The 15347-nt window shown below is 60.9% G+C and carries 13 protein-coding genes; 9 read left to right on the forward strand and 4 right to left on the reverse strand.

Features of this window, described 5'->3' with window-relative positions; all coding sequences use genetic code 11:
- Nucleotides 1-2 precede the first annotated feature (2 nt).
- Together B2G71_RS11230 and B2G71_RS11235 are read right to left on the reverse strand one after the other, a co-directional pair.
- Complete coding sequence (locus tag B2G71_RS11230; RefSeq protein ID WP_098105868.1) at nt 3-1286, reverse strand: type II restriction endonuclease; 1284 nt, start codon at nt 1284-1286, stop codon at nt 3-5.
- A gap of 133 nt (nt 1287-1419) precedes the next feature.
- On the reverse strand, nt 1420-2055 hold the full coding sequence (locus B2G71_RS11235) for a cytochrome c (RefSeq protein ID WP_098105869.1): 636 nt from the start codon (nt 2053-2055) through the stop codon (nt 1420-1422).
- 296 nt (nt 2056-2351) lie between these two features.
- Between B2G71_RS11235 and B2G71_RS11240 the strand changes: the two genes are divergently transcribed.
- On the forward strand, nt 2352-3386 hold the full coding sequence (locus tag B2G71_RS11240) for a hydroxyacid dehydrogenase (protein ID WP_098105870.1): 1035 nt from the start codon (nt 2352-2354) through the stop codon (nt 3384-3386).
- A gap of 13 nt (nt 3387-3399) precedes the next feature.
- Here the strand turns inward: B2G71_RS11240 and B2G71_RS11245 are convergent, their stop codons facing one another.
- The gene (locus B2G71_RS11245; RefSeq protein WP_098105871.1) at nt 3400-4239 is read right to left on the reverse strand and encodes a universal stress protein; all 840 of its coding nucleotides are present in this window, start codon (nt 4237-4239) and stop codon (nt 3400-3402) included.
- 157 nt (nt 4240-4396) lie between these two features.
- Between B2G71_RS11245 and B2G71_RS11250 the strand changes: the two genes are divergently transcribed.
- The 4 genes from B2G71_RS11250 (at nt 4397) to B2G71_RS11265 (ending at nt 8385) form a co-directional block, all read left to right on the forward strand.
- Nucleotides 4397-5977 carry a PAS domain S-box protein gene (locus B2G71_RS11250; RefSeq protein ID WP_240530117.1) on the forward strand — a complete coding sequence of 527 codons (1581 nt, stop codon included), beginning with the start codon at nt 4397-4399 and terminating at the stop codon, nt 5975-5977.
- A complete protein-coding gene (locus B2G71_RS11255; protein ID WP_098105872.1) occupies nt 5967-6587 on the forward strand; it encodes a response regulator in 621 nt (206 codons plus the stop codon). Before B2G71_RS11250 ends, B2G71_RS11255 begins: the two co-directional genes overlap by 11 nt.
- A gap of 108 nt (nt 6588-6695) precedes the next feature.
- Complete coding sequence (locus B2G71_RS11260) at nt 6696-7118, forward strand: response regulator (RefSeq protein WP_098105873.1); 423 nt, start codon at nt 6696-6698, stop codon at nt 7116-7118.
- A gap of 622 nt (nt 7119-7740) precedes the next feature.
- A complete protein-coding gene (locus B2G71_RS11265) occupies nt 7741-8385 on the forward strand; it encodes a sigma factor (RefSeq protein ID WP_098105874.1) in 645 nt (214 codons plus the stop codon).
- 181 nt (nt 8386-8566) lie between these two features.
- Here B2G71_RS11265 and B2G71_RS11270 read toward each other — a convergent pair whose 3' ends face one another.
- Nucleotides 8567-10078, reverse strand: coding sequence for an efflux transporter outer membrane subunit (locus B2G71_RS11270; RefSeq protein WP_098105875.1), 1512 nt, complete (start codon nt 10076-10078; stop codon nt 8567-8569).
- A gap of 332 nt (nt 10079-10410) precedes the next feature.
- Between B2G71_RS11270 and B2G71_RS11275 the strand changes: the two genes are divergently transcribed.
- Genes B2G71_RS11275 through B2G71_RS11290 form a run of 4 tightly spaced genes read left to right on the forward strand, consistent with a single transcriptional unit; the run spans nt 10411 to nt 15280 of the window.
- Nucleotides 10411-11382, forward strand: a complete 972-nt coding sequence (locus tag B2G71_RS11275; protein WP_206049375.1) for an efflux RND transporter periplasmic adaptor subunit — start codon at nt 10411-10413, stop codon at nt 11380-11382.
- A gap of 3 nt (nt 11383-11385) precedes the next feature.
- Entirely contained in the window at nt 11386-13089 is a 1704-nt protein-coding gene (locus B2G71_RS11280; protein ID WP_098105877.1) for an ATP-binding cassette domain-containing protein, read from the forward strand.
- Nucleotides 13086-14180, forward strand: coding sequence for an ABC transporter permease (locus B2G71_RS11285; protein WP_098105878.1), 1095 nt, complete (start codon nt 13086-13088; stop codon nt 14178-14180). The genes B2G71_RS11280 and B2G71_RS11285 overlap by 4 nt, the downstream gene beginning before the upstream one ends.
- On the forward strand, nt 14180-15280 hold the full coding sequence (locus tag B2G71_RS11290) for an ABC transporter permease (protein WP_098105879.1): 1101 nt from the start codon (nt 14180-14182) through the stop codon (nt 15278-15280). The genes B2G71_RS11285 and B2G71_RS11290 overlap by 1 nt, the downstream gene beginning before the upstream one ends.
- Nucleotides 15281-15347: the final 67 nt, after the last annotated feature.

Genomic DNA, 15347 nt, shown 5'->3' on the forward strand with positions numbered 1-15347 from the left:
CCTCAGGGCAACCGATGGGCGATCGCCTTGATTGCCTTGAGGCCGGAACCGAAGCGCGCGATCGCCTCGCGGTGCCGTTCGAGCTCGCCATAGGGAAGATAGGAAATATCGAGATCGGCGACCCGGCTAAACGCCGGACGGCGCAGCTGGGCGCGGACATCGGCCTCGCGCGCGTCTGGCGCGACAAGAAACAGCCCGGCGGAGGCATGAAGATCATCGCCGCTCAGTGCGAGATCGAGCATGCGGACAATTCCTGAATAGATCGACGTCGAGTGCTCCACCTCGAAGGCGGCGGCGACATTGGCGTTGCTCCGCTCCAGCCAGAGGACATCGATCAGGCGGATGGAATCCCCGCCGGCGGCGGTTGCGACTGCATTGGGCAAATGATCGAGACAGCGCGTGCCCAGCGGCACGCCGTCGTGAAGCCGCCCCCGGTCGTTTGCGGCGATCCAGACATCATAACCCAATGCGTGTCCAAGATCGCGCAGCCAGGCCTGGATCTCGGTATGGCTGCGATCGCTTTCGTTCTGGGCGATCGTCACCTTGTCGAGCTTTTCCGCCTGCGCTCGCGCCTCGTCGAGCCGGGCCAGCCAGTCCCCCGCCACGCTCTGGGCATTGTCGAGAGGCGGCGGCGGATAGCGGCCGGAACCCACATCAAACAACAGCCCGCCGATCGCGCCCAGATCGTTCGAAAGCAGATCGCGGTAGCGGTCGTTGAGATCGAGGATACCGGAGCGCATGGCAAGAAAATGCTCCCAGCTTCCAAGCTTCACAGTGGCACCGGTGAGCGCATTGTACCCTTTGACAATGGCCGTGTTGAACGGGGGAACCAGCGTCGGGTGCAGAAAATAGAGCAGATTGGCCACCGCCGGCCCCAACCCCTTGATCTTCAACCGGTCGATCGCGTGGATGCCTGAGATGATCTCCTCCGCGCTGTCGCAGCACGAGCAATGATGAAGCAGCCGCCCGAAGGCGCGCTGGTTATCTGGATTTTCGTAAATGTCGGGAATACGGAGCTTGGGCTTCCAGAGGAAAGCGTGATCAGCGCCCTTGAAGATCTGGCGCTGCTCGGCCACTGAGTGCACGACCGTCTCGAGCGAAGAACCGCGATAGGCGACACCAAAGCGGCCCGCTTCGATCTCTGCAACGACTTGCGTGATTCCCCGCCGGATCGAGCGAAAGTTCTTCAAGCGCTCGTCCCAGAGGAACCAGCTCCGGTAGGTTGCTCCCGGATCCTCGCGCCAGCGACCGATCAGTTCGCGGACCAGGTCGCGCCCGGTGTTCATACAGACCATCCCTCCCATCGACTCGATGTTCGCAAACCATCATATTTCAAGGCAAACGGATCGCGATCAGAAATTGGAACGGCAAATAGCGAGTTCAAATCGGGCGCTTCATCGGGCCAAACGACTTGCGGGGTCAATGCGCTCCCTCGCGATGTGAGTGGGGCTGGGCCTCTTCGTGCGGCGTATTCTGCATGTCCCCCGTTTCCTTCATTATTGCGTCGTGATCCATCGGGGCGTCACTTGTCATTTCCTGATACTGCGCCGGCGATAGTTTGGGCAATTGCTGGATGAAGGCGACCATGTCCCAGATCAGCTTGTCGTCATGGGTTTTACCCCATGCCGGCATGGCGGTCAGCTTGACACCATGCTTGATAATCCAGAATTGCTGCGCCGGCGTATGGTCCGATACTCGGGCGAGCTCCGGCGCCTGTGGGTAGAGGCCCTGACTGATTTCGGTCTTCTCCATCCCCGGCGCCAGATGGCAACCGCTGCACATCTCGGTGTAGAGGCCCGCGCCTGCGGAGGCGCGCTTTGGATCGGCCAGATCTTTGGGCACGGCGATCGATTTCGCGCGGACTGCGATTGACTGGTCACGGAGGTTTTCGATGAGCCAATAGGTAGGTCTGTAGTGGGGGGCATCGGCCGCGATGTTATATACGCCGAGGTAGATCGCGATCGCGGCCAGCCCGGCGAATATCAGAAGCGTGAGCCCGACGAAGGTCGTGCTTGGCAAATGGCGCCGGAAATCGAAATTTCGCAATCCAGCCATTGGTTGTCTCCCGTAACAGCGCCCACAGGTCGGGCGTCCATGTGCGAGGCGCTGTTTTTCGCGCGCCCTGAACACAATACGCAGTATGAAGCCCTATCCCTCGAATGAAGCTGATAGATTGCTGCGCTGGAGGTTGCCGATGTTCTCACGCCAGCTTGAGCGCGACTGTCGAAGCCGGGATTCGGCGAATTCCGACCGGCCTGTAACCACGGGGTTTGTCGCGCGTCCCAATAGATGGAGACGGCCGAGCATCGCTTTTGGCTGTCTTTCGCTCCCTAAACGGGCAAGAGGGCCATATGAAGCTGATCGCATTCGAAACCGAAGCTTGGGAGGCCGAGGCGTGCCACACCCTTCCGCCGGAGATCGAGTTCACCTGCACCGAGGGCGCGCTCGACGAAACCAATGTCGCCGCCTACCACGACGCGGAAATCATAACCGTTTTCGTCCATTCGAGATTGACGATACCGGTTCTGGCCCAGATGCCACATCTCAGGCTTATCGCGACGCGGTCGACTGGTTATGATCATATCGACCTGAACTTTTGCGCAAAGGCGGGCATCGCTGTCGCGAATGTGCCCGGTTATGGCGATGTGACTGTCGCCGAGCATGTGTTTGCACTCCTGCTGGGCTTGGCGCGCCATCTGCCTGCCTATAGCGAAAGGGCTCGGCATGGCGAATTCGACCCGGCCGATCTGCGAGGGTTCGATCTGTTCGGCAAGACCATCGGAGTGATCGGCACCGGCCGGATCGGCCAATGTGTCATCCGGATCGCCCGCGGTTTCGGAATGAGCGTGGTCGCCCATGACATCTCGCCTCGCAATGAGATCGCCCAGGCTCTTGATTTTCGATATGTCGATCTCCCTGCCTTGCTTGGCGAAGCCGATATCGTTTCGCTGCACCTGCCCGCGACCTCGGGCACGGAGGGGATGATCGGGGATGCCGAATTCGAACTGATGAAGGAGGGAGCCGTCCTGATCAACACGGCCCGCGGCAACATCATTGAGACCGAGGCTCTCGTTCGGGCGATCACCAGCGGGAGGATACGGGCAGCGGGTCTTGATGTTCTTCCGCAGGAGCCGCTTATCCGGGACGAAGCCGAAGTCTTTCGTGGACGCGAGATTGGGGCGGACGCACTCAAGGAACTGCTTGCCCATCATGTCTTGGCGAGCGCTTCCAATGTCCTCATCACGCCGCATGTTGCCTATAACACTGAGGATGCTCTTCGCCGGCTCATCGACATGACGATCGAGAACATTCGTGCCTTTGCCGCAGGCAATCCGATCAACCTTGTGGCGATGGACTCGGCGCAGGCTCGCGCGGTGAGCGTTTGAAGCTCTGGGACCGTCAATGTGAGAGAAGCAACGGGATTGGACAATCAAGAAGCAACGTGCGCGTGACGCCCCCGAACATCCTTTCACGATAGCGCGAATGGCCGTAGCCGCCCATGACAATGCACGAGACCCCCAATTCGCGCGCCGAGGCAGTAAGCGCTTCTGCCACCGATGGCTCGGCTGGCCGCTCGTGTATTTCCGCATGAATCCCGTGCCGTGAGAGGTAGGCCGCGACATCGGTCGGTGGAAAGTCCAGGCGCTCTTCCGCGATCGTCACAATATGCACGCTTGCGGCCGCTCTCATCATTGCGAGGCTGTGGCGGACCGAATTGGCGGATTCCGCCGTTCCGTTCCAGGCGATCATGATTGGATCGCCGGGGTCGAATTGCGATGCAGTGACCGGCACGGCTAGAATCGGCACATGGCCATGTACGACAAGCGCTCCAACCGCGGAAATGTCCGGTGCCTCATCTCCTGTAGCGGCCACGATCACATCGGCCAGCAGCGCCTCTCTGAGTATCTCGATGGCGCTGTTCCCGTTTCTGGTGCGCCAGTCCCAGGACACCATATCGCTGTTCAGCCGCGCTTCCAGAGCAGCGCGCAGCTCGCGCGCGGGCACCTCGACGCTGTCAACGAAGAGATTGAAAGTTTCGGGTGATACCGGACCGTCGGCCGGAAAATAGGGGGTTGGCGTCACCTGGAGGCAGGTAAGATGGCCACCTTGATCGCGGGCCAGCGACAAGGCCGTCTGGAAACGGGCTTCCATCCCAGGATCGTCCTGGACATGCAGTAGGATGTTCTTCACGCGCACCTTCTCTTTGAGCGATCGCCACAACAGGTCTGACGCCGACATTTAGACGTTCCCAGATACCGGTAATTACGGTCACCCTAAAAATTTTTCTCATTAGCATGAGGGATACGGGCGGCGGGTGCGTATGACAAACAACGGCAGAGCCGGACAGCGAGGTTTGGCGAGCAGCGCAATGGGGATTTTGCCTTGCCGTCAACCGATGGTTTTCAAGGCAGAAGATGAGGCGATGGAAGGACCCGAAAATCACAGACCCATGGCAGGAAGGGTTGGCGAGCCAAGCGTCGACCAGCTACTGCGCTTTATCGACTGCCTTGAAAATGAAGCCATTCTCATGCTCGATGAGGCAGGATGCATCACGCTCTGGAGCAAGGGTGCTCAGCAAATCAAAGGATGGAGCGCGGACGAAGTGCTGGGCCGGCACTGGTCGATCCTGTATCCGGCGGAGGCGATTGCCCAAGGCAGGCCGGATCATGTCTTGGAGATTGCCCGAACAGAAGGGCACTATTTCGGAGAGGAGCTTCGTGTCCGCAAGGATGGGGCCGAGTTTCTCGCACAAGTAGCCATTCATACCCTGCGCGACTTGGACGGAAATATCGTCGGCTATGGCAAGGTTGTTCGCGACATCACTGAATGGCAGCGTGCGCAATCCGCCTTGCAGACCCAGGAAGACCATCTGCGATCCATCCTTAATACCGTGCCGGATGCAATGGTGGTGATCGACGAAAGAGGAATTATTCAATCATTCAGCGCGACGGCGGAAAGGCTCTTCGGGTACCGGGAGGATGACGTTGTGGGGCGCAACGTCAGCCTGCTGGCCCCCTCCCCCCATCACGAAGCACACGATGGCTATCTCGCGCGATATCTCGCGACAGGGGAACGGCGCATAATCGGCATCGGTCGCGTGGTGTCTGGCCGCAAACGCGATGGCAGCATTTTCCCGATGGAGCTTGCAATAGGTGAGGCCATGAAAGCAGATGGCCACCGGCTGTTCACCGGGTTCATCCGGGATCTGACGACCAAGCAGGATGTCGAGCGGCGCTTGCAGGATCTCCAGGACGAGCTGATCCATATTTCTCGCGTGTCTGCCGTGGGAAGCATGGCATCGACGCTTGCCCATGAGCTGAATCAGCCGCTGACGGCAGTAGCCAGTTACGCAATGGCGGCACAAGCGCTTTTGGACGCCGATCGACCAGGTGCCGCAGCGGAAGCCCGTCAGGCGCTTGCTGATGGCATCGCCGAAGCGGTCCGCGCCGGTCAGATCGTGCGTCGCCTTCGGGATTTCGTTTCGCGGGGTGAAACCGAGCGGGAAATTGTTGGTTTGACGAAATTGATCGAAGAGGCCGCGGCGCTTGCGCTTGCCGGCGCGAGTCTGCGTGGGGTCAGTGTGGAGACGAACCTCGACCCGGCCGTGACGCGTGTCCTCGTCGATCGCGTCCAGATCCAACAGGTCCTGCTTAACCTGATCCGCAACGCGGTCGAGGCGATGGAAGGCTGCGAACGCCGGGATCTCTTGATTTCGACAGCGGCCGTCAGCGACGAGGAGGTCGAACTGGCGGTCACCGATAGCGGCGTCGGGCTTTCGGACGAGATTGCCGAACGGTTGTTCGAACCCTTCAACAGCACCAAGGAGCTAGGCCTTGGGGTGGGCCTTTCCATATGCCGCACCATTGTCGAGGCTCACGGGGGGCGCCTCTGGGCCGAGCCAGGACCAGAAGGAGGTACGGTGTTTCGTTTCACGTTGACGCGAATGGATCGAGCGGAGCAGCAGGATGTCCGTTGAGAAGCTCGTCTATATCGTCGACGACGACGGCGCCATTCGCCGTTCGACCAGCCTTTTCCTCCGCACCCAGGGCTATGCGGTCGAAAGTTACAATTCAGGCGTGTTGTTTCTCGAGGCAGCTCAAACGTTGCGGCCTGGCTGCGTATTGCTTGATGTACGAATGCCCGAAATTGACGGGGTCACAGTGCTTGAACGGTTGCGCGCCGGGGGATCGGATTTGCCGGTGGTCGTGATGACCGCGCATGGCGACATCGGCACTGCGGTCACAGCGATGCGCAAGGGTGCTCACAATTTCATCGAAAAGCCCTTCGAGCAGGACACGATACTTCAAGCTCTGGAGGAAGTCTTTGCTATCGCCGAGCAGGCGGATGCACAACGGTTGACCGCGGCTGCGGCAATGTCGCGCATCGAAACGCTGACGCCTCGTGAACGGGATGTGCTCGAGGGCCTGGCCGCCGGGCAGACCAACAAGATGATCGCACGCGCCCACGGCATCAGCCCGCGGACCGTGGAGATCCACCGGGCCAACATGATGGAAAAACTCGGTGTGCATACATTGCCCGAGGCTTTGCGCATCGCGCTGATCGCGGGCCTCGGCGCCGACCTCTAGCCTGCCTACTTATTAAGGGAACGCACCTATACTGCGCGGCCGGAGGCCAGCGTAGGGCAGAAGCGGCAACCCTTGAGGTGTCGCGACAAATAGTGTGGGACGTTCCGTGTGATCAGGACTGACGGGAAGGACGATGCCAGCCATTGCGTGCAGCTCGTCGACGACGACGAGGCGGTGCGTCGCTCGATCAGTCTGCTACTTCGCGCGCACGGCTTCTGCGTCTGCGATTTCGGTTCGGCCACCGAATTGCTGGAAAGTGACACCTGCGGTGGTTGTCAGTGCCTGATCACGGATTATTCGATGCCATCGATGGACGGGATCACGCTGCTTGCACGGCTTCGCCAGAGCGGATGGCCGGGGACCGCCATTCTTATTACCGGTCGCTACCAGCACGATCTGGAGAAACGCGCGCTGGAAGCAGGGTTCTCCGCATTGGTTGAAAAGCCTTTGACTGACAAGAAATTGGTCGGCTTGATCGCGCAGTGCCTCGATAGGCCGCCACTGCCGGACAGATCCCGACCTGCGTCCTAATCAGAGCAGAAGCGTCCGTCGAATTGCCGCGCCGGAAACCTTGATGCCGGACTTCCATCTTCTGTCATATCTGCCAGCCGAGCGCCATGATCGCGGCCATCCGGGCTCGCACTTCGTGCAACTTCCCGGCGGTCATGGCGCTTCGATTACAGCGCAAACGATATGATGTCGCGTCGCATTAGGTAACCGCCCGTAGTCCTTCTGGCAGAAACGCGTGATAGCCCGTTCCCATCAGATGAGTGGAGGGCACCATGCTGGCGCAGTCTGGTTCTGTTGGATGTGGAATAGAAAGCACCGTAATATCTTACAAGAATAGCGCGTCTATTTTCAATAGGATGCAACATTCTCCCAGTGCCACGTACAGCATCGTTCCGAACGTTTTTCATGATTTTCGCAATTCATTGACGGCGCTGAATGGCGGCGTGCGGATGCCTGGAGCCCCCCGGTCGGGAACCTGCCAAAATGCTGTTCGCCGGTTTGGTTTAAGCCCTCCCTCGGGATCCAGCCGTCGATGCACTCGTCACAAGAGACATGCGGTGAAGCCTAATGCGCTGTCCATTGCGATCCGGCACCATTCTTGCCGCGCCGGGATGAGACTGCCGTCGAAATAGGGAGTACAGCCATGTTCGACATATGCCCTGACAACGAAACACACGCCGAGGAAAGCGACTCCTTCGGTGGGGACGCGGCAGATGAAACGAAGCGCCGCCTCGTGCGCAAGGAACTTGCGTGTTGTTACCAGCGCTACCGGGCCATGGCCGCTCGCCGGTTGCGCGACGAGGTTGCGGCCGATGACGTGGTGCAGGCGTTCGCGCTCAAGGCGCTGGAGCGTTTCGAACAATTACGTGACGCGCGAGCTGTCCATGGCTGGCTTCGCCGCTTGTTCGAAACCACGTTGATCGATTTCTGCCGACGCCGGGGAACCCGCCGCCAACGCGAGGTGACATTCGAGATCGAGCATCACGATCGTCCGCACGAGGCCCTGACGGACAGCTTGCCAGATCCGGAGGGCACGATCTTGGGCCTGATGTCGAACATCAGGCAGGAATATGCGGATGTCATCTACCGGCTTGACCTGCAAAACCAGCCCAAGGACGACGCGGCGCGAGAGCTGGGCATAAGCGTGAACAATCTGACGGTCCGGGCCCACAGGGCGCGCCGTGCACTTCGCGACGCGATCGATACAGTGCCGGTTTCGTTCGGCGCTTCGCTGCCCACTTCGGGAGGCGCGGTTTGCTCACCGGCATTTGCGCTGGCGAGCGCATAGCGCTCCCAACATTGGCCGCCGCGGTCACCATGCCTCAGCCATCGGCTGAGGGTGTGGGGTTCCAGCTTCGGTTCGAGAACTAGCTCGCTGCTGCGGCCGATTTAATGATCCGCGGTTCGCCACAACGGACGGACTGGTGAAACCAGACGAGATGCTTCCATCTCGATTGCCGTAACATCGGTCACCGATCCCATTGGTCAGCTTGGTCCGCGCAGGAATTGACTGCGTCCGCCGATCCCTCCCATCCGCCGCCAAGGGCCTTATAAAGCGCGACAAGGCGTATTGAGATGGCCGTCGTGCTGTCCGCTTGCAGCGCTTCGCTTTCGTGCAACGTCCTTTCCGCATCGAGCACTTCGAGAATGCTGTCGAGGCCATTCTCATAGCGCAACCGGGCCAGGCGGACCGCGGCCCTGTTCTGGCTCACCGCCTCGACGACAAGAGCGCGCCGCTTCTGCTCCTCGGCGTAGGCGGTAAGAGCACTATCCACCTCATGCAGTGCATTGAGCACGGTGCGCCCATAGTCGACCGCTGCCGCTTCGGTGCGATAGCCTGCCGCCGCGACCTTGGCGCGGCGGCGTCCGCCATCAAATAGTGGCGCCGCGAGCTGGGGACCAACCAAGCCAAACCGGCTCGCCCAATCAAACAGGTTGGCGAGGTCTTGCGCCTGATATCCTCCGCCGACGGTTAGGGTCAGGCGCGGAAAGCGATCGGCAATGGCAACGCCCTGGCGCGCGGTCGCCGCATGGAGGCGCTTTTCAGCGCCTCGAATGTCGGGACGCCTGCACAGGAGTTCAGCGGGAAGACCGACCGCAACCTGCGGCGGAATCACTGGGACCGGTTTGGCGGATTCGAGCTCGCTCCTGAGCGCGCCAGGCTCGCGATCGATGAGCCGGCTGAGCTCGTTGATGTCGGCAACAATCTGCCGCTCGAGCAACGGGAGCTGCGCCTCGATCAGGCTGGCCTGTGCTGCCGCGCGCGAAACGTCGATCTCGCTCGACAGTCCCAGAATGCGCCTACGCCTTGCGATGCGCAGCAGATCGCGCGCGGTGACCAGGTTGTCCAGGGCAACCGCGCGCTTGAGCTGGGCGCCGCGCAGGTCGATGTAGGCACGCGCTACTTCACCGAACAGCGCCACCTCGACGCCGCGCCAGTCCTCCAGGGCCGTTGCTGCATCCGCGTCGGCTGCTTCTATGCTTCGCCGGATTCCGCCGAAGAGATCCAGTTCCCAGACCGCATCAAAGCCGAGTTGAAATTGTCCGTAGGGGTTCGCGATCGAGGCGCCGGGCGAGTTCGCCAATCCAGGAATATCGCCCGCCAGTCCAAAAAGCTTGCCGCTGGGCGTGTTCTCGCTGATGCGTTGCCCTTGCCAGGATCCGGCGGTGTCGAGCGATGGCCCTGCTGCCGCGCCGACGACGGCGCGTTGGGCCCGCGCTTCCTGGATGCGCAAAGCAGCGAGCCGCAAGTCGGCATTTGCGGATGCGGCTCTCTCTATCAGTGAGGTGAGCATCGGATCGTTGAAGGTCGTCCACCACTTCGGCTGCTGAAAGCCTTGGGTGGTTGCGCGGCTTTGCGGCCCGGCCCCGGGTGAGGACCATGCCGCAGGCACATCGGGTTTCGGACGCTGGAAGTCGGGTCCGACAACACAGCCGCTCAAGGCAGTTGTGGCAAATAGCGCCGGTGAAAGCCAAGCCATGCGAGCAATGCGCCGGCATAGCCTGTCTCGGCGGTTTCCCGCGTTGGTCTGGCTGCCACCTCTCACGTCCGACATCTCCATCCGCTTCCATGTGTAATGGACTGTGGCCCCCGCGGCTCTATCCGAACAAGCGCCGAAAGGATGGCAATTCTCCAGCGTGTACCGAAATCACAGTCTTCACAGTATCATGACGCGACGGCGTCCAAGATTATTACATGTGACTTTTGTCGCCCCATCGCCGTAATGTCGATGGCGCCGCCGCGTCTAAGGTATCGCCGCGCAATGCCTGACGGCGGATTGATCGCAAACTGAAAGACAGATCGGAGATTGCCTTGGCATTGCAAGCCAAACATCTGACCCGACTGGTGGCCTTCGGGTTGCTCGCCATAGTTGTCGTGTCGGCAGGCCTTTACTGGATGTTGAAACCGCAGCCTCAACCCGCTCAGGTGATCTATGGCAGCGGCCGTATCGAGGCCGACGAGGTCCGGATAGCCGTCGAGCTTCCGGGAAGGTTGCTGGAAAATGCGGCAGTCGAGGGCCAAAATATTGCGACAGGCCAGCTTGTGGCCCGGCTCGATCCCAATGATTATGTGCTTGAAGCCAATCGTGCCGAAGCACACCGGGCGGCGGCGCAGCGCGCGGCGGCACAGCTCGTTCCGCAGATCAGTCTCGCCCGGCATCACGCACGAACCGCCGAAACCGACCTTCGGCGGTTCGAGGCCTTGTCCGGCGAAGGCGCGGTCTCGGCGCGCGAGGTGGACTTTCAGCGGAATGCCAATCGCGCCGCTATCGACGAAGTGCGAATCTTGCAGGAGCAGCAAGCCAAAGCCAGAGCCGAGGCCGACGTAGCTGCAGAAAACCTGGCTCTGGCTCGGTCGCAGCTCAACAAGACGCGAATTTTCGCGCCCATTTCAGGATCCGTGCTCGAGCGGCTCGTCGAGCCGGGCGAAGTGCTGGCCGCCGGCCAGGCGGTGGCGGTCGTGGCGAATCTGTCCCGGGTGAGGCTCAAGCTGTTTGTGAGCGAGCGTGATCTCGGCAAGGTGCGCTTGGGTGCCGTGGCGCGCTTGCGCGTCGACGCTTTTCCCGAACGGTTCTTCACGGCGAAGGTGGCGCGCATTGATGCGCAAGCCCAGTTCACTCCTCGCGATATTCACATGGAAGATGAACGCAGCCGGACCGTTTACGGTGTGACACTGGAAGCCAACAATCCCGATGGTCTGCTCAAGCCCGGGATGCCTGCCGATGCCTGGATACTCTGGGACAAGCGAGCCGGCTGGCCCGCGCGCCTGACGGTGCCGGAATAGGCCATGGTGCCGGATTCCATCGTCGAGGCCGAAGGGCTCGGTCGCCGATATGGCGGACGTGCAGTGCTGCAGGATGTGAGCTTTCAAGTCGGACCCGGAGAAGTGTTCGGTGTCGTCGGTCCCGACGGCGCGGGAAAGACGACGCTGTTGCAGATGCTGGCAGCCATTCTGACCCCAAGCGAGGGCAGATGCCGCGTGCTGGGGGAAGATGTCCGCCGCAGAGCGAGCCTTGTTCAGGCGCGTGTTGGCTATATGTCGCAAGGCTTCTCGCTCTACGACCGGTTGACGGTCGCGGAAAACATCGCGTTTGCCGCTGATATCCGTGACGTCCCCAGGACAGAACTGGGTGAACGGCGAGCCCAGTTGCTGGCAATGGCCGGACTGGAGCGATTCCAGGACAGGCGCGAGGGTGCGCTCTCGGGTGGGATGCGCAAGAAGCTGGCCCTCTGCACAAATCTGATTCACGAGCCGCCGCTACTCATTCTCGATGAACCTAGCCTTGGCGTGGATCCACTCTCGCGCCGCGAATTGTGGAAGATACTGGATACGGCCAGGGCTGCCGGGCGATCCATCGTCTTTGCGACCTCCTATATGGAAGAGGCGGACGCCAGCGACCGGGTGCTGCTGCTCCGGGACGGCCGTCCGCTGGCGATGGGAACGCCTGCTGAACTTCGGGCCGGGGCGCAGGGCCGGGTTTACCGGATCGCAACCGCCGAACCGGCCTCTATCGAGCGCGAGCTTGCGGCCGATGCGGCAGTCATCAGCTTTCAGCGCCTTTCGGGCAACGAGATTCGGACGCAGTTGCGAATGGCGCGGCCGCCCAGGATCAGCGGCAACGCCGTGACTTTGATTGAACCGACCGAGCCGACAATGGAGGATGTCTTTACCGTCGGTTCGGCGGATGCAGCGCCGCCGATTAGCGAAGCTCATGCTGCGCCGCCCGCGCAGCAAATGGGAGCGTCGGTCGTTGTTGCCGAGTGTGTTACGCGCCGTTTCGGGGCGTTTACCGCCGTCGACAGAGTGAGCCTGTCTATTCGGGCGGGCGAAGTGCTGGGACTTCTGGGCCCGAACGGCGCAGGCAAGACCACATTGATTCGCATCCTGTGCGGGCTCCTTGCGCCTACAGAAGGTCGAGCCGAGATCGCCGGATTCGATGTAGCGCGTCAGAGCGAAGCGGTGCGGGTGCGTATCGGGTATATGTCGCAGAAATTCTCACTCTACCCGGACCTCACGGCGCGCGAAAACCTCGGCTTCTTTGCTCGAGCCTACGGCGTACCGCGCGCCGAGTTCGCAAGCCGGATCGGGTGGGCGGTGGCGCGTGCGGGGCTTGAGCAGATAGACGAAAAGCCGGTCGGAGGTCTGTCGGGCGCGATCCGCCAGCGACTGGCGCTCGCCTGCGCAATTGTGCACCGTCCTCAGGTGCTGTTTCTCGACGAGCCCACCTCCGGTGTGGACCCGCTCTCGCGCTTCCGGTTCTGGCGGTTGATCGCCGCCCTCGCCGCCGACGGCGTGAGCATCGTTGTCACGACCCATTATCTGGAAGAGGCCACCTTCTGCGACCGACTCGGTCTGATGATGGATGGGAGGCTGATCGCCATCGGTGCGCTCGCGACCCTCAAGGCGGACCTTGGCTTATCCCAAGGCAGCGTCGAGGAGGTGTTCCTAGGGTTCATTGCTCGTGAACGCGAGAACGAGAGGGTAACATGAAGCTGCGGCGCATGTTCGCGTTCTCTCGCAAGGAGGTGCTGGAGATTTCGCGTGATCCCTTCACCTTATGGGTGGCGATCTTCATGCCGCTCGTCATGCTGTTTCTGTTCGCTTACGCAATCTCGCTCGACGTCGAGAACGCGCCGCTGGTCGTAGTCGATCAGGACAAGAGCGCGGCAAGCCGGGAGTTGCAGGCGCGGTTTCTGAACTCGGGTTATTTCATGCTCACGGACGCGCCCCAGGATGCACGCGTGGCCGAGCACGCCCTGATGCGGGGAGAAACGCGCGCCGCGCTATTCATTCCCAACGGCTTTGCGCGACGCTTGAGCCGTGGCGAGCCGGCGCCGGTTCAGCTCATCGTCGATGGCACCTATGCGACCACGGCTTCCATTCTTTCAGCCTACGGACGGGCGATACTCTATGCCTTTCCTGGAGAGCTGCGATTGCCGATCCAGCCGGAAGTCCGGGTCTGGTATAATCCACAGTTAAGAAGCCGCGACTTCATCGTGCCGGGCCTGTTCGCGGTCATCCTGATGGCATTTCCGCCGCTTCTCACCGCGCTTGCCGTAGCGCGGGAAAAGGAATTGGGCACCATCGCGCAGATCTACGCGTCACCCATGACCAAAGGAGAGTTCATCGCAGGCAAGCTACTGCCCTATGCCGTCCTCGCGTTTCTGGAACTCCTGATCGTGGTTGGCGGAGGCCTTTTATGGTTCTCCGTGCCAATTCGCGGCAGTCTCCTGCTGCTGATCGTGGTTGGCCTCCTCTACGTCGTGTGCACGGTGTCGATTGGCCTGCTGGTGTCCACGCTTGTCAGAACGCAATTGGCCGCCATGCTGGTTGCGCTGATCGTTACTTTGATGCCGGCATTCCTGTTCTCGGGCTTCGTCTATCCCATCTTCACCATGCCTGCCGCGTTCCAGACTTACGCATCGGCGTTCCCGACGCGCTACTTCCTGGAGGCTTCGCGAGGCATCGTCCTGCGAGGGGCGGGTCTGAAGGAAATCTGGGTCTATGTCGCAATCATTGCCGCTTACACGACAGTCGTGTTCCTCCTTGCCGCCTGGCGCTTTCGAAAGAGGATTGCCTGATGTGGGGACGTATAGCCGGGTTGACTGTCAAGGAATTCAGGCAGGTCCTGCGCGACCCGATCATACTTTTTCTCATCGTATATCTCTATAGCGCCGAACTGGTGATTTGCACGCTGGCGCTCGGATTTGACGTCCAGAACCTGAAACTCGGTGTGATCGACCATGACCGGACCGAAGCCAGCCGCTCGGTGATCCAGGCGCTGACAGGAGGCGACAATTTCGTGCTGGCTGCCCAGCTTGCCGACATGCGTCAGGTCGAAGACCACCTGCAACGGGGAGCCCTCGACGCGGTCGTGGAAATCCCTCCCGGTTTCGCCCGACGGATCGCAGCCGGTCGCAGAGTCGATCTTGGCGTCGTCGTCGATGGGTCGAATGGCAACATCGCCGCCCGCGCCCGCGCCTATGTCATCGAGATCCTTGCGCGTTTCGCGCAAGAGCGAACCGCCGTGCAGATACACACACATGGCGTGCAGCCGGTTCTGCGAGTCTGGTATAATCCCGACCTGACGAACACCCGATTCATGGCGTTGACGATGTTGGCCGAGGCAGGGCTGATGCTCGGGGTGGTGCTGCCGGCGGCTGCGATCGTGCGCGAAAAGCAGGGCGGCACCATAGAACAACTGCGGGTAACCCCTGTTCGCGCTCACGAATTGTTCCTGGCCAAGATCACGCCGACCATCGTGATCTGCTCGGGCGCGGTTTTTCCGGTTCTTTTCATCCTGACGTTGCTGGGCATTCCGGTGCAAGGGGGCATCGGAACCTTGCTTGCATTAACAGTCGTTTTCCTGATGAGCGCGGTCTCGATCGGCGTGTTTGTGGCGACAATCACCAACACTTTGCAGCAGGCCATGCTGGTCAGTTTCTTCGGTTTGTTCCCGCTGCTGTTCCTCTCGGGGACGATCGCGCCGATCGAGTCCATGCCTGGGTGGCTGCAGGCAGCCTCCCAGGCCAGTCCACTGCTACATTATGTGGACATCGTGTCGGGGCTGTTCCTGAAAGGCGCCGGAATCGGCGAACTCTGGTCACACGCCGCGGCCCTTATCGCAATCAGTGCGGCAATGTTCGCCGGAGGTTGGTTCCTGTTCAAGCGGCAGTGGTGAATTTGCGGTCGTGGCCTTCGATATGTGCAAGCATCGAAGTGGCTTGGCACTGCCGATCCATCGCCGA

Source organism: Novosphingobium sp. PC22D (genome assembly GCF_002556635.1).
GTDB lineage: Bacteria > Pseudomonadota > Alphaproteobacteria > Sphingomonadales > Sphingomonadaceae > Novosphingobium.